Genomic DNA, 26,956 nt, shown 5'->3' on the forward strand with positions numbered 1-26,956 from the left:
AGAGGGGAAATTTAGGACAATTGGCTTTGGACAAACTTATGTAATCTATCCATACCTTTTTCTATTGATGCCATATCAGTAGCATACGAAAGACGAATATGGTCGTCTGCACCGAAAGCGATGCCAGGAACTGCTGCAACTTGTTGAGTTTCTAGGAGGCTGTCGCAGAATTCTAACGAACTTAAGCCAGTTTTACTGATATTAACGAATAAATAGAATGCACCATTTGGCGGCGCACAACTAATTCCAGGTATAGCACGAATGCGCTCTAACATCACTTGTCGTCGTTCGGCAAAAGCTAAACGCATTTGTTCGACACAATCTTGTGAATCTTCAAACGCCGCGATCGCACCATACTGCGCAAACGTACAAACATTAGAAGTACTATGACCTTGAATTGTACTTACTGCTTTAATTAACTCAACCGCACCCGCTAAATAACCAAGTCGCCAACCTGTCATCGAGTATGCTTTGGCAAAGCCACTACTGACAATTGTCCGTGCAAAAATTTCCTTGCCTAGTGAGCCAATACTAATATGCTTGGCATCGTCGTAGATAATCTTTTCGTAAATTTCGTCTGAAACAACTAAAATATCCTGTTCGACTATGACTTCTGCAAGCGCTTGAATTTCGGTTGGTGTATAAACAACACCCGTAGGGTTACACGGTGAATTGAAAACAAAGAGCTTAGTATTAGCAGTAATCGCTGAACGTAATTGCGCTGGTGTAATTTTGTATTCTGTAGCCGCATCCGTCTGGACAATGACGGGCTTTCCCCCAGCTAGCTTGACCATTTCAGGATAACTAAGCCAGTAGGGCGCAGGAATAATGACCTCATCGCCTGGCTCGATCAATGCCAGCATCAAGTTAAATAAACTGTGTTTACCGCCATTGGTCACAATGACATTTTCGGCGTTGTAGTCGAGGTGATTCTCGTTTTGCAGCTTGCGCGCGATCGCTTGGCGTAATTTCGGTTCTCCAGCAGCGGGACCATACTTTGTTTTACCTTCATCTAAGGCTTTTTGAGCAGCGGCTTTGATGTGCGCGGGAGTATCAAAATCCGGTTCTCCTGCGCTAAAACTACAAACATCGATTCCGTCTAGCTTCATTGCTTTGGCTTTGGCGGCGATCGCCAGTGTTAAAGACGGAGTTACCTCACCTACTCGTGCTGCCAACTTCATGCTCACTATCTTCGGCAAAACTCTAATTTATCTAGGATATCTTAGAGTCTTACTCCTGATTTGTATTTTTCATTGCTTACTTATTCTTGAGATCGATTGGAACGTAAATTTTGATTGCTTGTCATAGTAGCAACTAAAACCATACTCTTAGGACATTTAACCGTGTTTTTGGGTTGTGATATTTTGACTGCATCTTGCAGACGACTTTAAATAAATTTCATGGCTTTTATTCAAGGAACTTCTAAGAACGATACCCTGACTGGCACTCCACTAGCAGATAGAATCTACGGTCTTGCTGGTAATGACAAAATCTACGGTTATGCGGGTAACGATCTGCTGCGAGGGGGTAGTGGTCAAGATACTTTATTTGGGGGTAGTGGCAATGATACGCTCTATGGTGGTAGTGGTGATGACCGACTTGTTGGTGGTAGTGGGATAGATACAGCAAGTTATAACCAGGCGACTCAGGGAATCATTGCAAATCTTAAACAAGGAATTGTTGTCACGCCAATCTTTGCGCCCTCAAGTCAGCCCAAAATTATGCCTTTAGGTGACTCTATCACCGAGGGAGAACACCGCGTTAACCCTACTCCTGGAACTTACCGAATTCGACTGTGGAACAATGTATCGGCGGATGGTTTGAAAATCGACTTTGTAGGTTCACAGTTTAATGGACCTCCAAGCCTTGATGACAAAAACCACGAAGGACACGGAGGTTGGACAATTGATGAAATCACCAATTTAGTCGATAGAGGAATTCTCAAAACATACCAACCTGATATTGTATTACTAATGATCGGCACAAATGATGCTTTAGGTCGTAGTGGTTTGAGAGAAATGTACAACGACTTAAGCTACTTAATTGACCGCATTGTGCAGCAATCAGCAAAGACTCAGATCCTTGTTTCATCCATTGCTCCGATTAATGCTAGCGTTCGTGGTGAAACTGCTGCTAACCTTGCTCAAGATTTTAATGCTCTTCTTCCTGGCTTAGTTGATCGCAAAGTTGCGCAAGGCAAGAATGTTAGCTTTGTCAACGCAGGAGGTAGTCTTAAGCTGAGTGACTTAACTTCTGATGGTATTCATCCTCATCATCAAGGCTACGATAAACTGGGAAACGCTTGGTATGATGCACTAGTTGACCGCGATACTCTGACGGGGATAGAAAATGTTACAGGCTCGCGATTTGCTGATAAGTTAATCGGCAATGGTGCTGCTAATGTTCTGCAAGGGAACGCTGGTAATGATACACTCATTGGCGGGTTTGGTAATGATACGTTAATTGGCGGTTCTGGTTACGATCGCTTTGTGTTTAATTACCCCGCTGAGGGAGTTGATATTATTAGAGACTTTAATCCCAACTTCGATACAATCATAGTTTCTCAAGCAGGCTTTGGTGGTGGGCTTTCGAGAGGTACTCTGACAAGCAGAGAGTTTCGCGTAGCAGCTACACAAAATTCAAGCGATCGCTTCATTTACAACCGCAGTAACGGTAATTTATTCTTTGACGTTGATGGAACTGGCAACGCTGACGCGATTCAAATTGCCAAACTGATCGGCGAACCAAATCTTACACGTAATAACATTGTTGTTATCTAGATGCAAAATTAGTTCTTTATTCGTGCTACTAAATCGATATTACTGCTACGCAATTCAATTGCAGAAGGCATCTGATTTAAACGCATTAACTCAGAAATTGCTGCCATTTCGGTATCGCGTTGACTTCCTGCTGCAGCTAGTACTTGATTGTTTTTGACATAAAAAGCAATAAATTCTCGTTCCTGCAAGCTACCATCAAAAATAATTTCATCCCACTCAGTCGCGTGTCCGACATAACGCAAAGGAAACTGAAATTGCATTGTCCAAAAAACTGGGATACCTGCAAATTTTATAGACTTTCCTGCCATGTTGTAAGCTGCAATGCGACCGTGTTGGGCTGCTAATCGCCAGTGTTCTACGCGTGTTGATTCACCTGTACGCCAGTCAGGATAACGTGCAATATCTCCCGCTGCATACAAATCATCAGCCGCACAAAGGTATTCATCAACAATGACACTGCGATCTTTTTCGTGTAACTCCACGCCTTCAAGAAATTCGGTTGCTGGCTGTACGCCAATACCGACAACGACTAAATCTGTTGCTAGGCGATCGCCATTTTCTAAAATAACAGCTTCTACTTTACCGTTACCCTCAAATTTCTTAGCTTTTGTGCCTAGCAGAAATTTCACACCTTCTTCTTCATGTACCTGCTGAAACAACTGTCCAATTTCTTTACCCAGGATTTTCTCAAACGGTACTGAACTTGGCGAAACAACAGTAACTTGTAAACCCTGTTGTGTTAACCCCGCAGCCGCTTCCATCCCAATAAAACTTGAACCAATCACAACTGCACGCGATGCATTTTTTGCGGATGAGAGGATCTTTTCTGTATCAGCAAAACTACGTAAGGTAAAGATATTTTCTAAATCTACCCCTTCAACATCCAACTGACGTGGTTTACCACCTGTAGCCAACAACAATGAGTCATAAGTCATTGTCTCACTATCTGCAAAGGCGATAGTTCTAGTTGTGGCATCAATGCGTTCAACGCGCTTATTCAACAACACTTCAATACCATGCTCATCGTAGAACTTCTGCGATCGCAACGGCATTTCATCGCGAGAAACTTTGCCATTAAAATAGTCTTTGCTCAACCAAGTGCGGTCATACGGTAACTTGTCCTCATCCGTCAGCATAACAATACGCCCTGCAAAACCTATTTGTCGCAATGCTTCTACCGCTGCACTTCCCGCCGCACCTGCGCCTAATACAATAAACGTACGTTGGTCTACATCTGGTTGATACTCAACCATTGCAGGTGTTCGTTGCTGTAGTGCAGAATCAGGAACACTCACAACGACATCTTCCCCGTCAATTCGTACCGCATAACAAGGTTGCGCATCTAATCCTGGCGGTTCTTGTAGATCTCCTGTCACCAAGTTAAAACAAGCATTATGCCAAGGACAAATCACGCGATCGCCACTCAAAACTCCTTCCGCAAGTGGGGCTTTATAATGCGTACAGTAAGCACCAATTGCGTGAAATTCATCATTCATTCGCGCTAACAATACATCAGTGTCTCCCACCGCAACTTGCTTCATCTCGCCATTTTGTAAATCCTTAACTTTTGCAACAACAGCACTATGTGTACTCATAAATTAATTTAAGTAGGGAAATGGTAATGGGTAACGGGTAATCGGGAATAGGTAATAAAAAAGCAATTACCGCATTCCCAATTACCAATTAAAAAGATGAGCTTATGCGATCGTCACTTCCGACGATAGATAAACATCCTGAATCGCGTGAAACAGTTTTATTCCATCTTCAAAAGGACGTTGGAATGTCTTACGACCAGAAATTAAGCCGGAACCACCAGCACGTTTGTTAATAACTGCTGTGCGAATTGCCTCAGCAAAATCATTTTTACCAGAAGCACCACCCGAATTAATCAACCCCGCACGTCCGCAATAAGAATTCAAGACTTGATAACGGGTCAAGTCAATCGGATGATCTGTGACTAAATCAGTGTAGATGCGATCATTGGTTTTGCCGTAGCTTTTTCCTGTTGCTTGGGCAACTGCGGCATAGCCATGGTTATTTTCTGGCAACTTCTGTTTAACAATATCAGCTTCAATCGTTACGCCCAAGTGATTTGCTTGACCTGTGAGATCTGCGGAGACGTGATAATCTTTATCTTGCTTAAAGGCCTTGTTGCGCAGATAACACCATAAAACTGTTGCCATACCAAGTTCATGGGCGCGGGCAAAAGCTTGACTAACTTCTTGAATTTGCCGCGTTGATTGTTCCGAACCAAAATAAATTGTCGCACCAACCGCAACCGCACCCAAATTCCAAGCTTGTTCAACAGATGCAAACATCACTTGGTCAAATTGGTTTGGATATGTCAGCAGTTCATTGTGGTTGAGTTTGGCAATAAAAGGGATTTTGTGAGCATATTTACGCGACACACTGCCTAAAACTCCTAAAGTTGTTGCAACCGCGTTACAACCTGCTTCAATCGCTAATTTGACGATATTTTCTGGATCAAAATAAATTGGATTGGGCGCAAACGAAGCCCCTGCAGAGTGTTCGATTCCCTGGTCTACTGGCAATATAGAAAGATAGCCCGTATTTGCTAAACGACCATAAGAGTAAAGTTGTTGGAGACTGCGTAATACTTGCGGTGAGCGATCGCTAATCGTAAAAATGCGATCAACAAAATCGGGTCCTGGTAAGTGCAGTAAATCTTTTGACACTTTGGCTTTATGGGTTAGCAAATCTTCGGCTTCTTCACCCAACCAAGATTCAATTGTTTCTGGTGCAGAAAGTGTTGCTGTCATACAAACTCCTCAAATTTCTCCTAAAGTTTCAACTGTTGTGATAGCGGAAAGCCGTGCTGTTCTCTACCTGGTCTCCCGTCGTATTTTTTTGATGTTTTGTACAGTTCAAAGCGTCCATCTGCGGCGTAGCTAGCATATCGATTGCGTACAGCTTGCATTTCTTGTGTACTCATCGGCTGAAAGTTTCCAGCAATACGTAGGTTCTGGTACAGCACCGCCAAAGAATCAATACCGCTAACCGTACTCGCTACAGGGAGACTCATAGCGTAACGGAGTGCTTCTTCTACTGTAACGATTCCTTTTTTCAATGCGTCGCCATTACCACCCAAACTTTTCATCCCAATTGCCGCAATTTGCTGGCGGTTGAGTTCTGGTAGAACTTGTTGCTCAAAGCTGCGAAAGCTAGCGTCAAAACAATTTAAGGGTAGCTGACAAGTATCAAATGGGTATTTGTACGCCAGCATCTTGAGATGAATTGCCGGATCTTTATGACCTGTAAAGCCAATGAATCGAACCTTTCCCTGTTGTTTGGCTTGTTCTAGGGCTTCAATCACACCACCTTGGGCAAAATGTAGTTCAGGGTCGTTGTCGTAAATCACTTCATGAATTTGCCACAGATCGATGTAATCGGTTTTTAACCGTTGTAAAGATTGCTCTAACTGCTGCATTGCTACGCGGGCATCACGCCCATGCGTACAAACTTTTGTCATTAAAAACGCTTTGTCACGTCTTCCGCCTTGCAGCGCTTGACCCATTAATTCTTCGCAGCGCCCCTTACCATACTCCCAAGCGTTATCCAAAAAATTCACACCTGCGTCAATTGCTTCTTGAACAATCCGCACCGCAACTTGGTCATCTTTGATGTTACCGAGGTGTGCGCCTCCAAGCGATAAAGCAGAAACTTCTACTCCTGTTTTACCTAACATCCGTCGCGGGATTGTACCAAAATCCTCACTTGCATTTACTGCTTGACTTTGTGTTGCTGCTGAGGTGTTGTGTTTTTGCCAGATGAGATAGGCGATCGCGCCTCCAGCACCAATGATTCCTGCACGTTGCAGAAATTGCCGTCGTTGCCAATCAAGCGAGTACTTTTGTGGTGTTCCTGATTCTTCCACCATCAGCTATCACCTCCCTTTTCCTATTAGCACTCCTTGATTGTAAAAAAACCTACCTTCAGGTAGTAGAGAGTGAAGAGCTTACTTAAGGGCTAACGGTGAGGCGTTGCGGAAAGAGTAATGATTTAAGCGAAAAAAGCCCAAAGTACCTCAACGATTCGGTAAATGTCGCAATCACCCTTCCAAACTTCGCGTTCAGCTTTGTAGTCCAGAACTCTCACTAGATGAGTGACATATCCTTGCTGTCTGAGCAAAATCAAATTGCCCTTTTCAGGTCTATTGGCATTAGCTTCATCATCTTTCCATGCCAGTTTAAACAGATCAGAAACTTTAAATTGTGAATACGCCCACGCACCATCACCACGCCTCACGTTTTTGGTCCACTTCAGACCTTGTAAATCCATGTCAATTTTTACTGGAACAATTGACATGGATTTTTTGGTAACTAAAACTATTGCTTAGGCTCTAGCTGTAGATATCTCACCAATAGCCTTGAAATGCGTCCCCACCGAAAACTGAGGCGGCATAACGTTTCCCCTTCAGCAGCAGCTAGTAGCCTTTGCATCTTCACTAGAATTTCGATGCTGTCCGTTGCAGCGCAGTGTTAGGCGGCTGGCAACTTCAATTACTTGCGGCTTTTCCAGTATCCAGGCTCACGACTATAATGCATGACCGCCAAAATCAGAATGTAGTCCTGCTCAATTGTATAGAGAACACCATAAGGAAACTTACGCACCATACACCGCCGAACATCTTCATCAATCTTAGCGTAACGAGTTGGAGACACCCTAATCCGGTAAACTGTATCCTCGATCACGTTTATAAATGCTTGAGCTATCTCAACTCTCTGCTCTGTGTAGTATCGAACTGCTTCAGCGTATTCATTCAGCGCTTCAGGATGAAATACGTACCTCACGGCTCAATCAGCCGTCTGACTTGTGCTAAAGCGTCTTCACCTGAAATTGGCTGAACAGAACCATTTCGCACCTCATCTCTTCGGCGCTTGGACTCAGTTACCCAAACTGCCTGAATTGCTGAGTCGGTATCGAACTCCAAGCTTTCCACCAACTTGTCTGCCAGGATTGCTCTTGACTCACTAGGTAGGGACAATATTTCCTCAGTCAGTTGCTCAATTGACCGCATAATCCCAATTCCTCTCAGAAAGCTGCTATCCTAAATAATTGTATCAAAATCTGACATGAGAAGAAATTCAGGAAGCAGTCGCCCCACCTCAGGGCTATGTTAGGTAGCTACGAGTTAAGCACAGCCAGTACCAGCTTTCATTGTTGCACAGCAGCAGATACAAACGTATCCGAAGCTGAGTCAGTACATATTAATGTCATGCGCATTCCATCAGCAGATATAGTTCCTGAACACTGTCCCCTTGACTGTCTACCCGACTGATACTGAATAGCATACCTGGACTCAAAAGTTCTTCCAGTGATTGTGCCACTGCCTGACGACTCAAAGGGATCAGCCAGTACTGCACCCCATGTTTTAAATTGCAACTCATTCCCATCTTGGATTACCTCATAGATGTAACCTAATGTGCGATCAAACCATCTGCTACTAATGTTTAGATTTGAATTTGAGGTGGATGGAGTCGGTGTTGGTGAAGGACTCGGTGACGGCGGAGATGGCGAGAGACTGGGGGTTGATGTTAGAGGTTTTTTATGAATTCACTATACCACCATGGAGAAGTTCCACCAACAAGAATTGTTATGACAACTGTTGGAATAATCTTACTCAGGAGACTACTCTTTTTCTCATCACCATTATTGTCGTTTGACACTTCTTCGCTCACCTTACTTTGGGTTGGCTATTACTACTGCTGCTTCATCCACTACGCATATTGTTATGTGTTTGGAAACTAATCTTCAACTTCAGAGACAGTCTCACGTTCCTGCTCACCGGACGTGGATAGTCTTTGCATAATAACCAATTAATTCTCGACGGTCAGCATGCATGGGCTTTGTTAGATACAGCTTTGTTAGGCACAATTTATTAGTATCTTGACAGCAGAACTCTCACTTTGACAATTATTACTTGAGGTTCCACATCTGTCTTTTGATCAACCATTCGCCTGAGTCCTCTTGGTGAAAAAGCCAAGTCTTTGTGTTTTTTTGACACTCCGCGCACTAAATTGACGCGGATTCTTGGGTCATTAGGGAGCTAACGCTTAACCCCTCGCCAAGCAGCAGCTTCACCGTATGTCCTACGGCTGTGAGTCCTCGCTGCATCACTACCTGAGCAGCCGCAATATCTCTATCTAAACTTGTCACATTCTCCAAATCTAAATTGTCTTATTGGTAGCAAGTACAAGAGGCTAACCATGAAGACACTCCTCCGCATTGATGCAAGCGTTCGAGTCGATGGCTCAAACACCCGAATTCTCACAGACTATTTTCAAAGCAAGTGGCTAAGCGCTAATCCAGGCAGTAGTGTTATTCAACGCTGCCTTAGTAGTAATCCTGTCCCACATATTTGTAATGAAACGATAGAAGCATTTCAGCATTCAAGCGGGACGTCAAATGGAAGTACGCTTTCCGATACTTTAATCGATGAGCTTAAGAAGGCAGATCATCTGCTGATCGGTAGCCCTCTCTACAACTTTACTCTCCCATCAACCCTCAAAGCCTATTTCGATCACGTTGTACGCTCAGGATTCACCTTTGGGGTCCGGCAGGGAACTTATCGGGGACTGCTCAACGGCAAGGGCGCAACAGTGATTACTGCCCGAGGTGGCAAAAGTTCACTAGAATACGAGGACGATTTTCAGACAGCATATTTCAGAGCAATTCTTTCATTTATAGGAATCAACTCAGTAGATGTCATTGCACTGGAAGGCACTGCTCTGGGGCAGGAGTCCAAAGAGAAGGCATTATCTTATGGCAAGCAACAGGTGGATTGGTTGTTTGATCGGACAGATGTTCTAGTTTGGCAAGGCGAGTTCACTGAAAAGGACAAGCAGCAAATTGAATACCTGCGTGCTGGTCAGGCAGATGCTATCACTAAAGGGGATGCAGATGCCTATGTCGGGCTTTGTACAGACGACATCCACCTACTAATTCCCTCCCATGAGGTTGTTTCAGGATGCGCTGCTTTCCTGAACGCAGAGAAGGCACTTTTTAGCACCATGAAGTTTGCTCATTTTCAAAAATTTCCTTTTCACATTGAACGAAGCGGAAATTTAGCCTTTGAAATGGGTCGTCAAAAAGTCATCATGCATAAACATGATAGTAGGTCTAATGGCGTATTCTCTACCTACCAAAAATACACTCATATTTTCCGTCTAACTTCTCAAGGCTGGCGCTTTGCGGTACTCATGTCAAAGATGACAGACGAAAGAACTCTCATTTTTGAGCAAAACCGCCAAACCCTTGAAGGCATTGCCTATCGCATGCTGGGTGATCTCTCCGATGCTCGAGATGTCGTGCAAGAAACCTACCTCAAATGGCGCGAGGTTGATTTTAGCAGTTTGCATTCTCCACGGGCATGGCTGATTACGGTATGCAGCCGTACTGCATTGAACCAACTTCAATCTGCTCGCACGCGAAGAGAACTATATGTTGGCACGTGGCTACCAGAGCCATACCTTGATAAGCTTAGCCAAGATCCGAGTGCTCAGGTAGAGTTAGATGACACTGTATCAGTAGCCCTACTACTAGCGTTAGAACGATTATCACCTCCAGAGCGGGCAGCGTTTCTACTGCATGATGTGTTCGATCTCAGTTTTGGTGAAATTGCAAGCATATTAGGGAAAAGCAACGCTAGCTGCCGCCAGTTAGCCACTCGTGCTCGTAGGCGAGTTCAGGAACAGCGTCCCCGCTTTCACACTACCCCCGAAGAGCACCATAAGCTACTCTATGCCTTTATCAGTGCAGCGAGACAGGGAGATCTGGAACAACTTATGGCTGTACTGTCCAACAACGTAGAACTATATTCCGATGGTGGCGGTAAGGTAGAGGCTCTATTTGATATTCTTCAGGGAGCAAATCAGGTAGCCAGATTCTTCATATCGATATTTGATCGCTACCACCAGCGGAACATTGCAGTTCAAACCCTAATGCTACGATTCAATGGTGTGCCAGGAATTCTCATCTATGAAAATGGGCAATTGGCGACGGCATTGACTATTGACGTTTATGCAGAACAAATTCACCATCTGTATGCGATTCGCAATCCAGACAAGCTGAGCGATTTTCCAGCTAAAAGTTGATAACTTTTGAGAATTCTAATATGAGTGTTTTCAGAGATATAAGCATGGCACTACTAGGTGGTTGGGTTATCGGAATAGTATTTGGTTGGTTGAAGTTGCCTGCCCCGGTTCCCCCATTAATTGGTTTAATTGGTGCGACGGGGATATTGATTGGCGGCTATTGCTACAGCTTGTTAGTTCGGTTATTTACAAGCTCATAAGGGATAGAACAGAAACCCTGGTTGGCTGAAAAAAACTCTCGAAACCCTAATTCATTTGTAGGTTGAATTCCCTTTGTCAACCCAACAATTTCCTACTTATCAGCTCTGTCTGTTACTCTAGCAATCGCCAGCTAACCCTTGCGTGCAACGGACGGACTGAAAACCCCTAGCTTCGTTTCAATATAATCTGCCGCCGGTGACGCTCGCCGTTAGCTGGCTTCGTTTTCGGGCTGGGAGGTACAGGGAGGTTATCGGTATGGAGTGTGTATTAAACTTGATGCAGAAACACTAGGAGAGCGATTGCGGTGGCTTCTATCACAATTGATCTTTCAGACAGCCAATTCCAAAAGCTACAGGATTTAGCAAAAGCACATGACATTGCGATTGAAGTGCTGTTGAAGGCGAGCCTAGAAGATTGGCTAAATCTGCAAAAAGGTGATTTTGTTAACACAGCCGATTATGTGCTCCTGAAGAATGCTGAACTGTATAGACGTTTGGCATGATCCGCTATTTGACGTTAGTAGAGATATTAGAATTGCATCGCAGAATTCTTGAGCAATCCGGTGGAGCGTCAGGTATCCGAGATATAGGTTTGTTAGAGTCAGCGATCGCCCAACCTCGCATGACGTTTGGTGGAGAAGATCTGTACCCAAGCTTGCTGGAGAAAGCAGCAGCATTAGGGTTTTCGATCATCATGAATCATCCATTTGTAGATGGAAATAAACGTACAGGTCATGCTGCAACGGAAACTTTTCTTGTTCTGAATGGCTTGGAAATTAGCTCCTCTGTGGATGAGCAAGAGCGTTTGGTGTTGGCGATTGCAGCAGGTGAGCTAGAGCGCAAGGCACTTGTAGAATGGTTGCAACGGAACACAACCGCCAGCTAACAAGTCGTTGGAGCAAAGAGGAGAAGCTTATGACTGATGAAAAACTTGAGGGTGGCTGCCTTTGCGGGGCTATCCGATACCGAGTTTCTGGTGAGCCTGTCATGGCAGCAATTTGTCATTGCTCTATGTGCCGCCGAGCAAACGGAGCTCCTACCGTCGCTTGGGCAATGTATCAAGAATCGCAAGTTGTTTTTGTCAAAGAATCACCCAAATTATTTGCGTCTTCCGCAGAAGCAAAGCGCGGTTTCTGTCCAGTCTGCGGCACACAGATTAGCTTTACTGCTGAATTTATCCCTGGCTTAATCGACATCACCATCGGCAGCCTTGACCACCCGGAAATGGTTACTCCGACACTTCATTACTGGGATTCTAGACGGTTGCCTTGGATACAATTTGCCGACGATATGCCCAGATTCTCCGAATTTCCACCTACTGAATGAAGCCAATGCCTAACATGGCGCTCAACGGTCGCGCTCACCGGACGCAGATCACCTTTGCAACTCAACCGACTATATTGGTGCGTTCCGGTGCAGTGCGGTTGTTAGCCTGTATGGGAGTATGCTTACAAATCTTTCAAAAATGGGTTACGCGCAAACATAAATTCTTCAACAGGTTTGCCTTCCAACAAATGTTCTTGGATAATGCGTTCACAGACCTCCGCTGTAACGTGACAATACCAAGTCCCTTCAGGGTAGACAACTGCAAGCGGGCCACCTCGACAAAACATCAAACATTCCACTTCTGTGCGATAAATGTTGTGTCCATCTTGAGTAAGTTGCTTTAGTCGTTTACCCAGATATTTCCAAGTTTTAGCACCTTCTTCAGCAGGGCAACAAGTATCTCCACTTTGGCGCAACCCAGTACACAACAAAATATGTCGTTCATAACCACCTTGCCCATTAACAGCAATACCTCGTGATTTAGCCTTCTTTTGCAAAGGTTTTGTATCCATAACGAGTAGTACTTTAAGGATGGTTGGAAATTGCAGTATACAGGCGTGTGCGATAAATCAACCTTACAGAACTCTGGCGATCGCAGAAGCGTTGCTGGAACACGGCTAAGTCTGACATGAGTTTTTCTAAACCTTTTCCTTCGGATGGCGTAAATCCTTGACTTCGGGCTAAACCTACTAGCCCTGTGAAATCAAGGTCTTGACTAGACACAAACTCATGTCGCCGTAAGTTTGTAAAGTAAGGTAGCCATAACCCTTGCCAAAACAGTTGATAACGTATGCTCTTAAACCATTTGTTCAGTTGTACTCCAGATTGGGATTGATGCTCTCGATCTTTGGATGCTTCAAAAACCAAGCGAGTGTAGTCTTTGGAAACAAGGTCGTCTTGATCCCAAAAACTCCATATTAATGCTAAACGTCCACTGGCTTTGAGGATACGGCGAAATTCTTTGAGACTTTTGTCAAAATCAAACCAATGGAATGCTTGAAACGAGGTAACTAAATCGACTGATGCATTCTTGAGAGGAGTCTGCTCGGCAGTTCCAGCCAGAAAATCTACTCCTTCGTGTGGGGTCGCTGCCCTCCTCATGTCTTCGTTGGGTTCAATCGCTACAACCCGAACGCCTCGATCTGCCAACAATCTTGCGCCAATCCCCGTGCCTGCACCAACATCGACAGCAGTAATCTGAGTCGGAGATTCCAAACCCGACAAAATTGTATCAATCGCAGAAGCAGGATAAATCGGGCGATACTTTTCATAGTCATCGCCTCGATCAGAAAAATAGCTCAGCGGATTCGCGATCGAATCTGAAGCAGTGGAGAAATCAAAACTCAATTTCTGACCTCGCTGCGAGTTGCATTCTTAGACTAACTCAGAAACCAAGATTGCAGGCTAACTATTTATTATACGGAAACTTTCCATATAATCTTTTTCTTGCTCGAGATATGTCAAGCATTACAGCTAACTCCTATGTAAATATATGGAAAATTTCTTTTTTACATCCCTGTTCGGGAGTTATACCGAATTCTTCCGGATAAATACCCTTCCCGAGAGGATTATATGGAATTTTTCCGTATATCCCTTGGGGTTATGCAGAATTTTTCCAGATAACATCCTGATCAGGAGTCTTAAACGGAATTTTCTGTATAACATCCTATGGAACAATGTCCGAAAAAGCTGCTTGAACAAGTACAAGACGCGATCCGTCTTAAGCACTATTCTTACCAAACAGAAAAAACTTATATTTACTGGATTAGACGCTACAACATCCTTTTTTATAATAAACGCCATCCGAAGGATATGGGAAGTGCTGAAATTGAAGCATTTTTAACGCATCTGGCGGTTCATGAAAATGTGGCGGCATCAACACAAAATCAAGCACTTCATTCTGTTTTATTTTTATATCGAGAAGTATTAAAACAGGATTTAGATATAAAGGTTGATGCAGTACGTGCAAAGAAATCTAAATATTTACCAACAGTTCTGACAAAAGATGAAGTTTTCGCAACTATCCAACACTTATCGGGTGTACATCAACTTTTAATTAAATTACTTTACGGTACAGGGCTACGATTAAATGAAGGATTGAACCTAAGAGTTAAAGATATTGATTTTGCTCAAAATCAAATTACAGCACGCGATACAAAAGGTAATGAAAGCCGAGTCACAATGTTACCAGAAAGTATAGCTGAAGAATTAAAAATTCATTTACAAAGCGTAAAAATTTTACATCAACAAGATTTACAAAAAGGCTATAGTTCGGTTTATTTACCTTTTGCATTAGAAAGAAAATATCCCAGAGCGAAGTACGATTGGATGAATGCAGTTTGTTTTTCCTTCTGGTAGCATCTCTAGAGACCCGCGTAGTGGAGAAGTTCACCGCCATCATTTACATGAGAGTAGTCTACAAAAAGCCCTCAAAAAAGCAGTTCGTCAAGCAGGTATTCAAAAAAGGTGGGTTGTCATACATTTCGACATAGTTTTGCTACCCACTTACTCCAAAACGGCTACGATATCCGCACGGTACAGGAATTACTTGGACATAAGGATGTCAAAACAACGATGATTTATACCCATGTGCTCAACCGTGGTGGTAAGGCTGTTCGTAGCCCACTTGATTTGTAAAGAGTCGGTTAGCGTTTATGAACAACTGAAGTTTCTCACTCAGTAAAAATCTTGCGCTTCACGTTTTACAAATACTTCTGCAATAACAAGTGCAATTTCTCTTTTGTCGCCGCAGGTGCTTGATCCAATCGAGTCAAAATTGCGTATTTTAGTGCTGAGTGGGCTTCTGATGGCGGTGGATTCTGACTTAAGCGGCGTACGGTTTCTTGAATGACTTTTTGAGCATTTGTTGCATTGCGTTGCAAGTTAGCAATCACCATTTCTACTGTAACGCTGTCATGATTGGGATGCCAGCAGTCGTAATCTGTCACAAGTGCTAGTGTTGCGTAGGCGATTTCTGCTTCACGTGCCAATTTGGCTTCGGGTAAATTTGTCATTCCAATGACAGTTGCGTCCCAACTCCGGTAGAGATGCGATTCTGCTTTAGTAGAAAATGCGGGACCTTCCATACATATGTAGGTTCCGCCACGATGTAGTGTGACATCAGGTAAGTTGAGGCTAGCGATCGCCTCTGCCAAAATTCCAGCTAGTTGATGACAAACTGGGTCGCCAAACGCAATATGCGCCACAACCCCTTCACCAAAAAATGTTGAAATTCGATTTTTTGTCCGGTCAATAAATTGATCCGGTACTACCATATCAAGTGGCTTTACTTCCTCTTTTAACGAACCAACGGCAGAAGCGGAAATCAAATACTCGACTCCCAACTGCTTCATTGCATAAATATTGGCACGAAAAGGTAGTTCCGATGGCAACAAAGTATGATTGCGACCGTGACGTGCTAAGAAAGCAACTCTTGTTTCGTCTAAGGTTCCTAATATTACTGCATCTGAAGGCGAACCAAACGGTGTAGATAATTGTACTTCTTCAATATCTTTAAGCGCATTCATCTTATATAAACCGCTACCACCAATGATTCCTATTTGAGCTTGAGCCATTTTTCATTAATGTATTACTGTAGCTTTTAAGATATTTTATCGAGAAATAAGCAATAAAAACGCACAAAAAAATACAAAATAAAATATATTTAAGTTACTTACAATTTTTACTTAGCTATGAGCGTTAATTGCTCTAGTTTTCATAACAAAAAACCGCTCAATATTTTTGCCTTGAAATCTTGTGAGCGGTTCTACTAACTAGTTCTTATAACTTTTGCTTAAACTGCTCCTGGACCTCTACCACGATTATCTTCTTCCATTGTTAACTCACCTTGCTTATCTTGATTCGCTTCAGCAAGTTCTTGTGCGCGATGAGCTTGATCTTGTGCAGCTTCTTGACTCGCATCCCCTGGAGTATCGTAATACATCTCAGGTTCAATCGCGTAGTTATTTGCTAAACCTTCTTGGTCTACAGTTGCGCCCCCAGTTACATCAATGCTCTCAGGATCAGCTTGTTCGTCAGCAGTGGTACGATAGTCACTACCTTCGCGATCCATGCGCGCTGCTACTTCGGCTGGAATAATACCACGATCTGCTGTAGAGGTTTCTAACTCTTCGTTTCTTGTAACTTTTTCTTTAGAGCGTGCTTCATTTTCCATGAATTTGACCTCAAAAAACTTATGTTTATTTAGCTTTTTATGCTAAAACTTAGCTTATTTTACTGCATCTATCTTCAGTCTTAAGCCCTTTAATTTAGAGTATTAAGTATTAATAACTGAGAGATCTATACCAAGTTCAATCTTAGCGTAGTAGCCAAAAACCACTAAACGTAATATCAGAATTATCAGGCTGCACGAGTAAAAAATGCAATCCTTTACTTTGCTGTTTGCGCTGTTCATAATTTTGCGCAGACGCAGAAACTTCTTGATCCTCAAAAGTTGCCACAATCCAGCGGTCTACTAAACCTGCTTCTAACACTAAGCCATCAGGAGCGCCAGCGATATAGTTTAGTGATACAGGATTTGCCTGTTGTAACCAACGAGCTAACCGCATCGATTGCCGTCCACCATAGATAATGACACCTGGTATTGCAATATTAGACGCTAATCCTAACTGTAAGGGCATCAATGCTGGCGGCATATCCAAAAGTGGGATAGGACGTTCTTGAAACGCTTCTTCTACATCCTTAGCGCTAAGTGCAGCAAAACGCCACTGTTCGCCCCATAGTTGCTCGGGTAGTGGTATCGGAGGTGGTTTTTCGATTGTTAAGAGTTCGTAGGCTTCTCCTGTGTAATTATCCATGCTGCGGTAAAGCGGCGATCGCTCCTGCAACCATTGCTTTAAAGCATCTGTTCGACGAGTTGCTTCTACATTGATTCCGAGTTGTTCTCCAGCAGCGGTGATGAGACTCAATGACTGCGGACGAAAAACCTGGATTTTATCTGGCATTCTATCTGCAACAAGCTGCAATTGTTCCACAAGCCAATGCGCGTTAACTTGCGATTGGGGACACAGCGCGACAAATTCAATTGTGCGAGTTAAGTCACAAACGAGTAACTCCCACAAAGTTTGTCCAGATGCATCCCGCAACGGACGGCGATAAAAATCAGCTTGCCAGATAATCTCAGCCATTAGCGATTAGCAATGAGCCATCAATTTTAAATTGTACAAACTACAGTGCTAACCGCTAACAGCTAATTGTTGCTCACGCGCTCACCTTGGCAAGGATTGGTGCCACACTAGTAGCAATCTCTGGTACGTATACTTGCGATACATAGTCCGAGATCATGCGATCCGTGTTGAACAACGGTGCATTCGTTTTAATCGATGCTTTCATCATCTGAATCCAGCGGCGAGGAATACCGTGCACATCGCGATCGTAGTACAGCGGAACAATTTCTTCTTCAAGTAACTGATATAGCGATTGCGAATCAATGCGATCTTGTACTTCCTGATCGCTAGTGTGTGCATCTTCACCAATTGCCCAGCCATTTAGTCCTTTACCATCAGAACCTGTTTGATAGCCTTCACACCACCAGCCATCTAAAACACTACAATTAATCCCACCATTGAAGCAGACTTTTTGTCCACTTGTACCGGATGCTTCTAAAGGACGACGCGGATTATTTAGCCAGACATCAACACCTTGCACGAGTTTTTGACCAGTATAAATATCATAGTCTTCAATTAACGCCACGCGGTTTTGAATCGCGTTGTTGCGACACCATTCCATAATCCGTTGAATAATCCGCTTACCTTCTTCATCCGCAGGATGCGCTTTACCAGCGAAGACAATTTGCACTGGACGTTCGGCGTTACCAAAAATCTTAATGGCTCGCTGCGCATCGCGCAAAATTAAATCGCCGCGCTTGTAAGGACTAAAGCGTCGCGCAAATCCGATAGTCAGTACATTGGGGTCTAATAATGTTTCGGTTGCTTGAATGTTTTCGTAGCTTTCGCCGCGTTGTTCTCGTGCTTTTCTGACTCGAAAGCGCGTGTGGGCGATGAGTCTTTCTTTGAGAACTTGGTGTCGCCACCACAATTCCTCATCAGGGATTTCATCAACTTTTGCCCACGTTTCTGGATGAATGACGCGAGTTTTCCAGTCTTCACCTAAATACTTTGCGTACAAGTCTGCCATGAGGGGTGCAGTCCAAGTGGGTGCATGAACTCCGTTTGTAATATGACCGATGGGTACTTTGTCTTCGGAACGATCTGGATATAAAATTGTCCACATCTTACGCGAAACATGACCGTGGAGTTCACTCACACCATTTGCGGCGCGACACATCCGCAGTGCTAATACTGTCATACCAAAAGGTTCCCAAGGATCGCCGAGTCGTCTAGCACCCAAAGCCATAAATTGCTCGCGAGACAGTTTCATTTGCGCCCAGTAGTGCGCAAAGTAAGAGTCCATAAGGTCGCCAGAGAAGACATCGTGACCTGCGGGAACAGGAGTGTGTGTGGTGAAGACACAACGGTTACGGACGCTAGTTTCGACATCGTAGAACGATTTACCTGTGCGTTCCATTTCTTGTCGTGCGACTTCAAGTGTACAAAATGCCGCATGACCTTCGTTAAGGTGATACACAGAAGGGGCGATTCCTAACACTGTAAGGGCACGAACACCGCCAATGCCTAAAACGACTTCTTGGGCAATTCGGGTGTCTTGATTGCCACCATAGAGGTGTCCTGTTAGCCAACGGTCGATAGGATCGTTATCTTCGCGATCGCTATCTAGCAGATAAAGGCTGACGCGCCCGACCTGAGTGCGCCAAATTTGGACTTTAACGCAGCGCTGGCGGATTTCCAGTTCAATGGTGAGAGGTTCGCCTTGGTCGTTTTTAATTAACTCTAAAGGCATTTGAGAGAAAGGATTGTCAACGTAGTAATCTTCTTGCCAACCACTACGGTTTAAGCGTTGACGGAAATAGCCTTGGCGATACAGCAAGCCGATCCCGACCATTGGGACTCCTAAATCGGAAGCTGACTTGAGGTGATCGCCAGCAAGAATTCCCAAACCACCAGAGTAAATCGGTAAGGATTCGTGAATGCCAAATTCAGCACAAAAGTAAGCGATCGGATGTTCGGCTGATATTTGTGGTGCAACGCGGCTAACCCATGTATCTTGCTGCGCCATGTATTGGTCAAATTCTGCAACTAAAGATTGTAGTTGATTGAGGTAAAAAGGATCTTCGGCAAGTTGCGTCAAGCGTTCGTAGGAAGCAGACTCTAAAATCGCTACGGGGTTGTGTCCGCAGTTTTCCCATTCTTCGGGATCGATGTTACGAAATAAAGAAACTCGGTCGGTTGTCCAACTCCACCAGTAGTTATATGCCAAGTCTGCTAATCTTCGCAGCGTTTGAGGTAACTTTTCACTAAGCTGTTGCGCAGGGGTTAATGCACCGTTATTCGTCATAAAGTTCTTGGAGTTATGCTTGATTCTCGTCGGTTGAAACCATGTCACATCGTTCACTGTTTCTCAGAGATATCAGTGTTCTGGGACTACGCTTCTGAAAAACAACTGGTTTCCTGCTAGCTAGCATATTCTACAATTGGGCGCGGTGTGGGCAACTTTACACGCTTTTTATGCAAATATATCTTTGCTTTATCTGCAAAACCTTTCCATTTGTAAAATTTTATGTATAAATTAAGAGTTAAGCTATTTTAAAAATGACCAGCTTGCAGTGGCTATACGCAGTAGAATCAACGTTTAGCGCTGTTAGAAGTGTATTTTTAGTTAATTCGGTAAGTAAAAGTACTAAATAAAACACTTGCTTACAAATTGTCCACTACTTGATGAATGACGACTTATGAACCCTGCCCTGACTCAAATTGGCGACCAAATGTCCAACCTGACAGGCGTCAGGGCGATTATGAAGGATATTATTGAAACGCTACAAGCTGGCTCAGGTAGGGAATTTATTAATTTGAGTGCGGGAAATCCGCTAATTTTGCCTGAAGTAGAGCAACTGTGGCGAGACTGTACGGCGGAACTTTTAGCAAGTGAAGATTACGGTGAGGTCGTTTGTCGCTACGGTTCTAGTCAAGGTTATGGACCATTAATTACCGCGATCGCTAACGATTTTAATCGACGCTACAACTTAGAGTTGAGTGATCGCAATATCTTAATTACTCCTGGAAGTCAGTCACTGTATTTTTATGCCGCGAATGCTTTTGGCGGATACACGAGTGATGGGGACTTAAAACAAATCGTTTTACCTCTCAGCCCAGATTACACGGGTTACGGCGGTGTTAGCTTGGTTCCAGAGGCATTAATTGCTTACAAGCCAACTCTCGATATTGATGCTGCTGCGCATCGGTTCAAGTATCGCCCTGACTTTAGCCAATTGACGATTACCGAAAGTACGGGTTGTGTGATTTTCTCGCGTCCGTGTAATCCTACCGGAAATGTAATGACAGATGAGGAAGTCAGAAAAATTGCGGCTTTGGCTGCGCCGTATGATGTACCAGTATTTATTGACTCGGCGTATGCACCACCGTTTCCGGCGTTGAATTTTACGGAAATGACGCCGGTGTTTGGCAGTAATATTCTGCACTGTATGAGTTTATCGAAAGCCGGATTGCCAGGAGAACGCATTGGGGTAGCGATTGGTGATGCGAAGTTGATTCAGGTGCTGGAATCTTTCCAAACAAATATGTGCATTCACCCGTCGCGGTATGGACAGGCGATCGCAGCGCGCGCGATTAACTCTGGGGCGTTGGCGGAAATTGCGGAACGCGTGATTCGACCTTTTTACCAAAACAAGTTTACTGTTCTAGAAAATACACTCAATGCAGCGATGCCGCAAGATTTACCTTGGTTTTTACATCGCGGTGAAGGAGCAATTTTTGCTTGGTTGTGGTTGAAAGATTTGCCAATTACTGATTGGGAGTTATATCAACAGTTAAAGCAAGTGGGTGTGATTGTTGTTCCTGGTAGCACTTTCTTTCCTGGTTTGCGCGAAAGTTGGTTGCATAAGCAGCAGTGTTTGCGGATTAGTCTAACAGCAGGTGATGCAGAAATTGTAACCGCGATGCAACGTTTGGCGAAGGTGACTGAACAGGTTTATCAACGTGCAGCTGTGAGTGCGTAATCAAGTTGATGGCGAACCACAAAGGCGCAAAGGACGCGAAGTTAGAACAAGAAAGTTCGGGGTGGTTAGAGATTGGGAGAATTGTTGCACCTCAAGGGTTGAATGGCGAGGTGCGGGTTTATCCTGATACTGATTTTCCTGAGAGGTTTGAACAGCCAGGAACGCGATGGGTGTTGTGTTCTCCCGATGAGGAACCACGCCCAATTGAATTGTTGAGTGGGCGGTATCTTGCTGGTAAAAATTTGTATGTAGTGGAATTTTTGGGAGTGGAAAACCGCGATCAGGCGGAGGCTTTGCGCGGGTGTAAGTTGTTGGTTCCTGTGAGCGATCGTCCTATATTAGGCGAAGATGAATATCATGTGTTGGACTTGGTGGGTTTGGAAGTCATCATGCAGGAATCGGGAGCGAAGATTGGCGCTGTTGTTGATGTAGTTCCTGCGGGAAATGATTTATTAGAAGTGAAGTTATATCAAGATCCGATTGCAGATAACAATTCGCGGACGGTTTTGATTCCTTTTGTGAAAGAGATTGTTCCTGTAGTGGATTTGCAAGCGCGTTATGTCGAAATTAATCCGCCACCTGGGTTGATGGAAATCTAATATATCCGGTATGAAAATCCGCAATGCACTGATTTCAGACTTACCAGATATTATTGGGATCTATAATGCATCAATCCCCACACGCAAAGCAACCGCAGATACTGAACCAATTAGGGTTGAGAGTCGTTTAGATTGGTTTGTAAAACATAATGCATCGCGCCCTCTGTGGGTACTAGAAATTGATCGCGAAGTTGTTGCGTGGATTGGTCTGACTTCATTTTATGGTGGACGTCCGGCTTATAATGCGACTGCGGAAGTTAGTATTTATATCGCACCACAACATCAGAGTAAAGGCTATGGCACAATGTTAGTCCGCCGAATGATCGATTATTGCCCTAGCTTAGGCGTGACAACGTTGATAGCAATGTATTTTGACCACAATGATGCAAGTCGGCGAATGTTTGAGAAACTTGGTTTTGAGCCAAAAGGACATCTACCTGAAATTGCCGTGCTTGATGGTGAAAAACGCGGATTAATTATTGCAGCTTATAAAATTGCCGCGTTATAAATTAAAGACTCCTTGGCAATATTCAATAAATACTAACAGCGTAACCTTATAATTATAAAGTTAAAGCATAATTGTTTAATTGTAGTATTCTACTGACGCTGTGTTTATCTCGAACAAAACAGTAAAATTGCATCTAGTTTTTATTTAAAATAGAAATATTGTGGAAAGTTTACCAGCAGAATTGCAAATTCATAAATATGCAACTTAATTGCGCTTGCCTGCATCGATGGGTAACAGAGCAGTCTCTCCATCGAGAGAAAAATTAATCGGTAAGGTGTTCGTTTGTCACAACTAAGCTTGATTCTAGGCTTTGCATAGCATGTTGCCAGAAGAATTACTTGGAAAAGATGTTCTTCCTAAGTTTTTGTCAATGCGAAATCAAGATATTCTTACTTGCTACGAGTCAGTAAGTATTAGCACACCTATTGTTGTTAAACCATAGAAATAGAGTTCCAAAGGTCGTAATGTTTGATAAATTTATAACAACCTAAGACACGGCTGTACTGAGTGTAAATCTAAACAGACTACGCGATCGCAGAAATTGGAACTGTCATCTCGTTATTTCGTCATTTATGATTTTATGCGTTCAAGTCATGTCGAAGTAGGAATATATGTTTGAATGCCTATATTTTGTCTTCTTCCAGTCTCCTTATAGAATGGCTTAGCAGACGCTTGTAGATCGTTGATCCTCACAGCTAAACGCATGACTCAACTCAACAACGCCTTCACTCTGTTTTTAAGTTTGCTCGTAGAGGCAATGCCCTTTTTGTTATTAGGGGTATTGTTATCTAGTGTGCTGCTATTGTTTATTGATGAGCAAAAGTTAATCGCCAGACTTCCTAAAAATCCGTTATTAGGTGCTTTGGTTGGTAGTATGGTAGGTTTTTTGTTTCCTGTATGCGAATGCGGTAATGTCCCAGTCGCGCGGCGATTGTTGATGCAGGGAGTACCAACACCAGTGGCGATCGGGTTTTTGTTAGCAGCACCGACCGTGAATCCAATCGTCATTTGGGCAACTTGGACAGCGTTTCGCGATCAACCAGAAATTGTTGTGCTGAGAATTGCGCTTTCATTAATAATTGCGACTATCGTCGGGTGGGTTTTTAGCGTTCAAAAAGATCTTAAGCCTTTGCTACAACCTGCAATTGCTAAAAGTTGGGAATATAACTTTAGCCCAACGCAAGATTTTAAAAAATCAACACAAGCATCACCGCTATTACAATCAGGAACATTTTTACTCAATCAGCCTGGTCAAATGGTGCGCATGGATGCTACTGTACTTCAGGCAAGTTTAGCAGCTACGGCACCAACAAAACCGTTGTCTGACCGTTTGCGATTATTAGTAGACAACACAATACAGGAACTGCGGGAGTTGGGTGCGGTTTTAGTGTTTGGGAGTGCGATCGCTGCTTTTATTCAAGTTGCTGTACCGCGCGAAGTAATTTTAAATCTAGGTTATGGCCCAGTCACATCGATTATTGCCATGATGCTGCTGGCGGCGGTTGTGTCGATTTGTTCTACAGTTGATTCTTTTTTCGCGCTTTCTTTTTCTTCGACATTTACTAGCGGATCGCTGCTTGCATTTTTAATATTTGGACCCATGATTGATTTAAAAGCAATTGGTTTAATGCTCTCAATTTTTAAGCCTAAAGCTGTTATTTACTTATTTGCTTTAGCGGCTCAATTAACATTTTTATTTACTTTATTCATCAACTTGCAGATTATTTAATTAATTATATGATCGGCGGTAAATTCAAGCGTAAACAAGCAAAATTGAGTCCAAGCCAAGCCAAAAGCAGAGCTTGGTTTTTCACATGGCTGGATGTACTAGCAATTGGTGCCTGGGGCATTTTAATGCTGCGGTATTGGCTAACTGGTAAGCTGAATTTGCTGATTCATCCTGATTATTTTTGGTTAGTGATTTCAGGTGGAATTGGTTTACTGATTATTGCTAGTAGTAAAGCATGGCAACTATTGCGACAACGGCGTTCAAGTAAAGGCGCGATTGTGCAGCACGTAACGTTATTTCCTCCAGGAATGAGTAGTAGCCTATTGTTAATCACCGCAATTATGGGGTTAACATTTACACCCCGCGTTTTTGCAAGTCAAACTGCACTTGATCGTGGTGTAACTGATTCTTTAGGCGCAACACGGGCGCAACCGCAAGCTTTTCGGAGTGCGCGCAATCCTGAAGAGCGATCACTTTTAGACTGGGTGAGAACTTTAAATGTTTATCCTGAACCTGATGCTTATGCTGGACAACGTGCTAAAGTGCAGGGCTTTGTGATTCATCCACCCGAATTACCCCCGGATTACATTTTGATCTCGCGGTTTGTAATTACTTGCTGTGCTGCCGATGCTTATCCTGTAGGATTACCTGTGAAACTGAGTACATCGCGCCAAGCTTACCCACCCGATACCTGGTTAGAGGTTGAAGGAACAATGGCGACTGACACTTTAGTTGGAAAACGCCAGTTAACGATTCAAGCAACTTCGCTTAAGCCTATTGCTGAACCTGAAAACCCCTATGAATATTAGTCAATCGCTCAGGTAGACGCGCCATTACTCTTGATAGTACTTCATCACTTTAATACAACCTGATTTTAATCCCTGACCCCTGCTTTATGTCTGTCAGTCATAAATTTCTGCAACCACTTGATCGCGTCGCCCTCACCTTAATGCTGGTGTTGAGTGTTTTCATTGGACTGCTACTGTTGCGAGGAGATGGTGTCGCACCACAAGTGCGAGATTTTAGCTGGGACGGAAAAGCGATTGGAGCAGAAGACACTGCTTTTATTTTGAATTTTAGCCGTCCGATGGATACGGTAAGCGTTGAGGAAAATTTACAAATTGATCCGCCGCTACCAGGAAAAATTAGTTGGGCGGGGCGACGCATGGCGTATACGCTGCTGACACCTGCACCGTATGGAAATTCTTATCAAGTTAATTTACACAGCGCTAAGGATCGTCTTTCTGTCGCTGAAAATTCTCCAAAAGTGATGCAGCCGTTTAGTAGTCGATTTCGTACGCGCGATCGCGCTTTTGTTTATCTCGGAGTCGAAGGAGACGAACAAGGACGCCTGATCCTCTACAACCTCTCACAACAGCAGAAGACGATTCTCACACCGAGAAATTTAGTTGTTGTTGACTTCAAGCCTTATCCTGATGGAAAAAAAGTTTTGTTCTCTGCTACCGAGCGAAGCAATAATCAGGACTTACTCGCCTCACAGCTTTACACGGTAACGACAGGAATAAATTCTGATCTTATTCAAAGCGATCGCACTTTTCTCGGCTTACGCTTACCTTTTGTTGGAAATAGAGCTAATCCCGAACCCGTAGGTAAGATTGACCTGATATTGGATAACAAAAATTATCAAAACTTAAAATTTGACCTTTCTGCGGACGGACAAAAGATTATTGTGCAACGCGTGAATCAACAAAATCCTGGAGAATTCGGCTTGTGGTTACTGCGTAATAACGAAAAACCGCAACGCTTGAATAGCCAGCCAGGAGGCGATTTTATGATTACACCTGATAGCACCTCAGTTGCGGTAGCACAAGGCGAAGGGGTTGGAATTTTACCGTTACAACCAGACGCAGAGAAGCCGCTCGATTTTCTACCAGAGTATGGCATGGTACTGAGTTTTTCGCGCGATGGTACCCAAGCAACAATGGTGAAATTTAATTCGGATTACACGCGATCGCTGTTTTTGGTAACAAGTCAAGGCGAACCAACCGAACTTGTGCGGACAACTGGCTCAATTAAAAGCTGTCAGTTCGATCCTCTGCGCCAGAATCTTTATTGTCTGCTCACACAGTTGTTAGAAAAAGAGGAATACGAAGAACAACCGTATTTAGTCGCAATTGACCTCAAAACAGGCAACCAAAAACCTTTGGTGATTTTACCTGAGCAACGCGATGTCCAAATGAGTTTAGCACCCGATGGTTTGGCGGTGTTGTTTGACCAAGTTGTCACAGACGCAGCAAATTCAGCACTGACAGGACCGCGCACGAGTGACGGCGCGGCAATTACAACGAGTCGGTTATGGTTACTGCCAATCTTATCTCAAACGTCGTCTCCACAGCCATTTATGCAACCCGAACAACTTCCTCTACCAGGTTTTCATCCGCGTTGGCTTCCTTAAGTGCTGAATTATTTGTAATTGCTAGCTACGAAGTTGCGTTTATGTTTGCCAAATTACTTTGTTCCTAAACTAATAACACAAATCTTTACTCAGCGATCGCCCAAAGAAACAACAAGCCTAATTATTGATGAGTCTGCATTCGCGGCGTTTGTATGCATAATTATCAGTTTAA

At 43.6% G+C, this 26,956-nt stretch carries 29 protein-coding genes; 15 read left to right on the forward strand and 14 right to left on the reverse strand.

The window, feature by feature from the left end; all coding sequences use genetic code 11:
- Nucleotides 1-11 precede the first annotated feature (11 nt).
- Nucleotides 12-1,181, reverse strand: a complete 1,170-nt coding sequence (locus NIES1031_RS10345) for a pyridoxal phosphate-dependent aminotransferase (protein WP_073549319.1) — start codon at nucleotides 1,179-1,181, stop codon at nucleotides 12-14.
- A 219-nt stretch (nucleotides 1,182-1,400) separates the two neighbouring features.
- On the opposite strand from NIES1031_RS10345, the gene NIES1031_RS10350 reads away from it, so the two are divergent.
- Entirely contained in the window at nucleotides 1,401-2,780 is a 1,380-nt protein-coding gene (locus tag NIES1031_RS10350) for a GDSL-type esterase/lipase family protein (protein ID WP_073549320.1), read from the forward strand.
- 8 nt (nucleotides 2,781-2,788) lie between these two features.
- Here NIES1031_RS10350 and NIES1031_RS10355 read toward each other — a convergent pair whose 3' ends face one another.
- The 6 genes from NIES1031_RS10355 to NIES1031_RS10380 all read right to left on the reverse strand — a co-directional run bounded on the left by NIES1031_RS10355 (nucleotide 2,789) and on the right by NIES1031_RS10380 (nucleotide 7,818).
- A complete protein-coding gene (locus tag NIES1031_RS10355; RefSeq protein ID WP_073549321.1) occupies nucleotides 2,789-4,375 on the reverse strand; it encodes an FAD-dependent oxidoreductase in 1,587 nt (528 codons plus the stop codon).
- A gap of 102 nt (nucleotides 4,376-4,477) precedes the next feature.
- On the reverse strand, nucleotides 4,478-5,560 hold the full coding sequence (locus NIES1031_RS10360; RefSeq protein WP_073549322.1) for a class I fructose-bisphosphate aldolase: 1,083 nt from the start codon (nucleotides 5,558-5,560) through the stop codon (nucleotides 4,478-4,480).
- A 20-nt stretch (nucleotides 5,561-5,580) separates the two neighbouring features.
- Nucleotides 5,581-6,678 (reverse strand): aldo/keto reductase, encoded by a 1,098-nt coding sequence (locus NIES1031_RS10365; RefSeq protein ID WP_073549323.1) that lies wholly within the window; start codon nucleotides 6,676-6,678, stop codon nucleotides 5,581-5,583.
- Between the two features lie 122 nt (nucleotides 6,679-6,800).
- A complete protein-coding gene (locus NIES1031_RS10370; RefSeq protein ID WP_236738792.1) occupies nucleotides 6,801-7,106 on the reverse strand; it encodes a hypothetical protein in 306 nt (101 codons plus the stop codon).
- A gap of 194 nt (nucleotides 7,107-7,300) precedes the next feature.
- Nucleotides 7,301-7,591 carry a type II toxin-antitoxin system RelE/ParE family toxin gene (locus NIES1031_RS10375; RefSeq protein ID WP_073549324.1) on the reverse strand — a complete coding sequence of 97 codons (291 nt, stop codon included), beginning with the start codon at nucleotides 7,589-7,591 and terminating at the stop codon, nucleotides 7,301-7,303.
- Nucleotides 7,588-7,818: an addiction module protein gene (locus NIES1031_RS10380; protein WP_073549325.1), complete on the reverse strand. Its 231-nt coding sequence runs from the start codon at nucleotides 7,816-7,818 to the stop codon at nucleotides 7,588-7,590. Before NIES1031_RS10380 ends, NIES1031_RS10375 begins: the two co-directional genes overlap by 4 nt.
- A 96-nt stretch (nucleotides 7,819-7,914) precedes the next feature.
- On the opposite strand from NIES1031_RS10380, the gene NIES1031_RS24290 reads away from it, so the two are divergent.
- Nucleotides 7,915-8,079, forward strand: coding sequence for a hypothetical protein (locus NIES1031_RS24290; RefSeq protein ID WP_178378103.1), 165 nt, complete (start codon nucleotides 7,915-7,917; stop codon nucleotides 8,077-8,079).
- A gap of 734 nt (nucleotides 8,080-8,813) precedes the next feature.
- On the opposite strand, the gene NIES1031_RS23755 is transcribed toward NIES1031_RS24290, so the two are convergent.
- Nucleotides 8,814-8,957, reverse strand: a complete 144-nt coding sequence (locus NIES1031_RS23755) for a hypothetical protein (protein ID WP_218596738.1) — start codon at nucleotides 8,955-8,957, stop codon at nucleotides 8,814-8,816.
- Between the two features lie 50 nt (nucleotides 8,958-9,007).
- Here NIES1031_RS23755 and NIES1031_RS23265 point away from each other — a divergent pair, with 50 nt between their 5' ends.
- The 5 genes from NIES1031_RS23265 (at nucleotide 9,008) to NIES1031_RS10420 (ending at nucleotide 12,420) form a co-directional block, all read left to right on the forward strand.
- Nucleotides 9,008-10,894 (forward strand): RNA polymerase sigma-70 factor, encoded by a 1,887-nt coding sequence (locus tag NIES1031_RS23265; RefSeq protein ID WP_084544305.1) that lies wholly within the window; start codon nucleotides 9,008-9,010, stop codon nucleotides 10,892-10,894.
- Between the two features lie 44 nt (nucleotides 10,895-10,938).
- Entirely contained in the window at nucleotides 10,939-11,094 is a 156-nt protein-coding gene (locus tag NIES1031_RS10405; RefSeq protein WP_218596739.1) for a DUF1427 family protein, read from the forward strand.
- Nucleotides 11,095-11,399: 305 nt separating this feature from the next.
- Nucleotides 11,400-11,597, forward strand: coding sequence for a hypothetical protein (locus NIES1031_RS10410; RefSeq protein WP_009555816.1), 198 nt, complete (start codon nucleotides 11,400-11,402; stop codon nucleotides 11,595-11,597).
- Nucleotides 11,594-11,980 (forward strand): type II toxin-antitoxin system death-on-curing family toxin, encoded by a 387-nt coding sequence (locus NIES1031_RS10415; RefSeq protein WP_084544306.1) that lies wholly within the window; start codon nucleotides 11,594-11,596, stop codon nucleotides 11,978-11,980. The genes NIES1031_RS10410 and NIES1031_RS10415 overlap by 4 nt, the downstream gene beginning before the upstream one ends.
- A gap of 29 nt (nucleotides 11,981-12,009) precedes the next feature.
- A complete protein-coding gene (locus NIES1031_RS10420) occupies nucleotides 12,010-12,420 on the forward strand; it encodes a GFA family protein (RefSeq protein ID WP_073549407.1) in 411 nt (136 codons plus the stop codon).
- A 122-nt stretch (nucleotides 12,421-12,542) separates the two neighbouring features.
- Here NIES1031_RS10420 and NIES1031_RS10425 read toward each other — a convergent pair whose 3' ends face one another.
- Together NIES1031_RS10425 and NIES1031_RS10430 are read right to left on the reverse strand one after the other, a co-directional pair.
- Entirely contained in the window at nucleotides 12,543-12,932 is a 390-nt protein-coding gene (locus NIES1031_RS10425) for a (2Fe-2S) ferredoxin domain-containing protein (protein ID WP_143167746.1), read from the reverse strand.
- Between the two features lie 13 nt (nucleotides 12,933-12,945).
- Nucleotides 12,946-13,767, reverse strand: a complete 822-nt coding sequence (locus NIES1031_RS10430; RefSeq protein WP_073549327.1) for a class I SAM-dependent methyltransferase — start codon at nucleotides 13,765-13,767, stop codon at nucleotides 12,946-12,948.
- 321 nt (nucleotides 13,768-14,088) lie between these two features.
- Between NIES1031_RS10430 and NIES1031_RS10435 the strand changes: the two genes are divergently transcribed.
- Together NIES1031_RS10435 and NIES1031_RS26555 are read left to right on the forward strand one after the other, a co-directional pair.
- Nucleotides 14,089-14,778 (forward strand): integron integrase, encoded by a 690-nt coding sequence (locus NIES1031_RS10435; RefSeq protein WP_218596741.1) that lies wholly within the window; start codon nucleotides 14,089-14,091, stop codon nucleotides 14,776-14,778.
- A 108-nt stretch (nucleotides 14,779-14,886) separates the two neighbouring features.
- The gene (locus tag NIES1031_RS26555; RefSeq protein ID WP_218596742.1) at nucleotides 14,887-15,057 is read left to right on the forward strand and encodes a tyrosine-type recombinase/integrase; all 171 of its coding nucleotides are present in this window, start codon (nucleotides 14,887-14,889) and stop codon (nucleotides 15,055-15,057) included.
- Nucleotides 15,058-15,122: 65 nt separating this feature from the next.
- Here the strand turns inward: NIES1031_RS26555 and NIES1031_RS10440 are convergent, their stop codons facing one another.
- The 4 genes from NIES1031_RS10440 to glgP form a co-directional block, all read right to left on the reverse strand.
- Nucleotides 15,123-15,995: an S-methyl-5'-thioadenosine phosphorylase gene (locus NIES1031_RS10440; RefSeq protein WP_073549328.1), complete on the reverse strand. Its 873-nt coding sequence runs from the start codon at nucleotides 15,993-15,995 to the stop codon at nucleotides 15,123-15,125.
- A 218-nt stretch (nucleotides 15,996-16,213) separates the two neighbouring features.
- A complete protein-coding gene (locus NIES1031_RS10445; RefSeq protein WP_073549329.1) occupies nucleotides 16,214-16,594 on the reverse strand; it encodes a hypothetical protein in 381 nt (126 codons plus the stop codon).
- Between the two features lie 142 nt (nucleotides 16,595-16,736).
- Nucleotides 16,737-17,567 (reverse strand): Tab2/Atab2 family RNA-binding protein, encoded by an 831-nt coding sequence (locus NIES1031_RS10450; protein WP_073549330.1) that lies wholly within the window; start codon nucleotides 17,565-17,567, stop codon nucleotides 16,737-16,739.
- 73 nt (nucleotides 17,568-17,640) lie between these two features.
- A complete protein-coding gene (gene glgP / locus NIES1031_RS10455) occupies nucleotides 17,641-19,911 on the reverse strand; it encodes an alpha-glucan family phosphorylase (protein WP_236738793.1) in 2,271 nt (756 codons plus the stop codon).
- 337 nt (nucleotides 19,912-20,248) lie between these two features.
- On the opposite strand from glgP, the gene NIES1031_RS10460 reads away from it, so the two are divergent.
- From NIES1031_RS10460 to NIES1031_RS10485, 6 genes are all read left to right on the forward strand, one after another.
- Nucleotides 20,249-21,532 (forward strand): valine--pyruvate transaminase, encoded by a 1,284-nt coding sequence (locus tag NIES1031_RS10460; protein WP_073549332.1) that lies wholly within the window; start codon nucleotides 20,249-20,251, stop codon nucleotides 21,530-21,532.
- A gap of 8 nt (nucleotides 21,533-21,540) precedes the next feature.
- Nucleotides 21,541-22,131, forward strand: a complete 591-nt coding sequence (gene rimM, locus NIES1031_RS10465) for a ribosome maturation factor RimM (RefSeq protein ID WP_073549333.1) — start codon at nucleotides 21,541-21,543, stop codon at nucleotides 22,129-22,131.
- 10 nt (nucleotides 22,132-22,141) lie between these two features.
- The gene (locus tag NIES1031_RS10470) at nucleotides 22,142-22,639 is read left to right on the forward strand and encodes a GNAT family N-acetyltransferase (RefSeq protein ID WP_073549334.1); all 498 of its coding nucleotides are present in this window, start codon (nucleotides 22,142-22,144) and stop codon (nucleotides 22,637-22,639) included.
- 703 nt (nucleotides 22,640-23,342) lie between these two features.
- Nucleotides 23,343-24,368: a permease gene (locus tag NIES1031_RS10475; protein WP_073549335.1), complete on the forward strand. Its 1,026-nt coding sequence runs from the start codon at nucleotides 23,343-23,345 to the stop codon at nucleotides 24,366-24,368.
- An 8-nt stretch (nucleotides 24,369-24,376) separates the two neighbouring features.
- A complete protein-coding gene (locus NIES1031_RS10480; protein ID WP_073549336.1) occupies nucleotides 24,377-25,177 on the forward strand; it encodes a TIGR03943 family putative permease subunit in 801 nt (266 codons plus the stop codon).
- An 86-nt stretch (nucleotides 25,178-25,263) separates the two neighbouring features.
- The gene (locus tag NIES1031_RS10485) at nucleotides 25,264-26,784 is read left to right on the forward strand and encodes a hypothetical protein (protein ID WP_073549337.1); all 1,521 of its coding nucleotides are present in this window, start codon (nucleotides 25,264-25,266) and stop codon (nucleotides 26,782-26,784) included.
- Nucleotides 26,785-26,956: the final 172 nt, after the last annotated feature.

The sequence above is a fragment of the Chroogloeocystis siderophila 5.2 s.c.1 genome (genome assembly GCF_001904655.1).
In the GTDB taxonomy this organism is placed as follows: domain Bacteria; phylum Cyanobacteriota; class Cyanobacteriia; order Cyanobacteriales; family Chroococcidiopsidaceae; genus Chroogloeocystis; species Chroogloeocystis siderophila.

What these genes read in the sequence shown, in the direction of transcription:
- NIES1031_RS10345 (WP_073549319.1), bottom strand. Translation starts at nt 1,181, where the DNA reads ATGAAGTTGGCAGCACGAGTAGGTGAGGTAACTCCGTCTTTAACACTG.
- NIES1031_RS10350 (WP_073549320.1), top strand. Translation starts at nt 1,401, where the DNA reads ATGGCTTTTATTCAAGGAACTTCTAAGAACGATACCCTGACTGGCACT.
- NIES1031_RS10355 (WP_073549321.1), bottom strand. Translation starts at nt 4,375, where the DNA reads ATGAGTACACATAGTGCTGTTGTTGCAAAAGTTAAGGATTTACAAAAT.
- NIES1031_RS10360 (WP_073549322.1), bottom strand. Translation starts at nt 5,560, where the DNA reads ATGACAGCAACACTTTCTGCACCAGAAACAATTGAATCTTGGTTGGGT.
- NIES1031_RS10365 (WP_073549323.1), bottom strand. Translation starts at nt 6,678, where the DNA reads ATGGTGGAAGAATCAGGAACACCACAAAAGTACTCGCTTGATTGGCAA.
- NIES1031_RS10370 (WP_236738792.1), bottom strand. Translation starts at nt 7,106, where the DNA reads ATGTCAATTGTTCCAGTAAAAATTGACATGGATTTACAAGGTCTGAAG.
- NIES1031_RS10380 (WP_073549325.1), bottom strand. Translation starts at nt 7,818, where the DNA reads ATGCGGTCAATTGAGCAACTGACTGAGGAAATATTGTCCCTACCTAGT.
- NIES1031_RS24290 (WP_178378103.1), top strand. Translation starts at nt 7,915, where the DNA reads ATGTTAGGTAGCTACGAGTTAAGCACAGCCAGTACCAGCTTTCATTGT.
- NIES1031_RS23265 (WP_084544305.1), top strand. Translation starts at nt 9,008, where the DNA reads ATGAAGACACTCCTCCGCATTGATGCAAGCGTTCGAGTCGATGGCTCA.
- NIES1031_RS10405 (WP_218596739.1), top strand. Translation starts at nt 10,939, where the DNA reads ATGGCACTACTAGGTGGTTGGGTTATCGGAATAGTATTTGGTTGGTTG.
- NIES1031_RS10415 (WP_084544306.1), top strand. Translation starts at nt 11,594, where the DNA reads ATGATCCGCTATTTGACGTTAGTAGAGATATTAGAATTGCATCGCAGA.
- NIES1031_RS10420 (WP_073549407.1), top strand. Translation starts at nt 12,010, where the DNA reads ATGACTGATGAAAAACTTGAGGGTGGCTGCCTTTGCGGGGCTATCCGA.
- NIES1031_RS10425 (WP_143167746.1), bottom strand. Translation starts at nt 12,932, where the DNA reads ATGGATACAAAACCTTTGCAAAAGAAGGCTAAATCACGAGGTATTGCT.
- NIES1031_RS10435 (WP_218596741.1), top strand. Translation starts at nt 14,089, where the DNA reads ATGGAACAATGTCCGAAAAAGCTGCTTGAACAAGTACAAGACGCGATC.
- NIES1031_RS10440 (WP_073549328.1), bottom strand. Translation starts at nt 15,995, where the DNA reads ATGGCTCAAGCTCAAATAGGAATCATTGGTGGTAGCGGTTTATATAAG.
- NIES1031_RS10445 (WP_073549329.1), bottom strand. Translation starts at nt 16,594, where the DNA reads ATGGAAAATGAAGCACGCTCTAAAGAAAAAGTTACAAGAAACGAAGAG.
- NIES1031_RS10450 (WP_073549330.1), bottom strand. Translation starts at nt 17,567, where the DNA reads ATGGCTGAGATTATCTGGCAAGCTGATTTTTATCGCCGTCCGTTGCGG.
- NIES1031_RS10460 (WP_073549332.1), top strand. Translation starts at nt 20,249, where the DNA reads ATGAACCCTGCCCTGACTCAAATTGGCGACCAAATGTCCAACCTGACA.
- rimM (WP_073549333.1), top strand. Translation starts at nt 21,541, where the DNA reads ATGGCGAACCACAAAGGCGCAAAGGACGCGAAGTTAGAACAAGAAAGT.
- NIES1031_RS10470 (WP_073549334.1), top strand. Translation starts at nt 22,142, where the DNA reads ATGAAAATCCGCAATGCACTGATTTCAGACTTACCAGATATTATTGGG.
- NIES1031_RS10475 (WP_073549335.1), top strand. Translation starts at nt 23,343, where the DNA reads ATGACTCAACTCAACAACGCCTTCACTCTGTTTTTAAGTTTGCTCGTA.
- NIES1031_RS10480 (WP_073549336.1), top strand. Translation starts at nt 24,377, where the DNA reads ATGATCGGCGGTAAATTCAAGCGTAAACAAGCAAAATTGAGTCCAAGC.
- NIES1031_RS10485 (WP_073549337.1), top strand. Translation starts at nt 25,264, where the DNA reads ATGTCTGTCAGTCATAAATTTCTGCAACCACTTGATCGCGTCGCCCTC.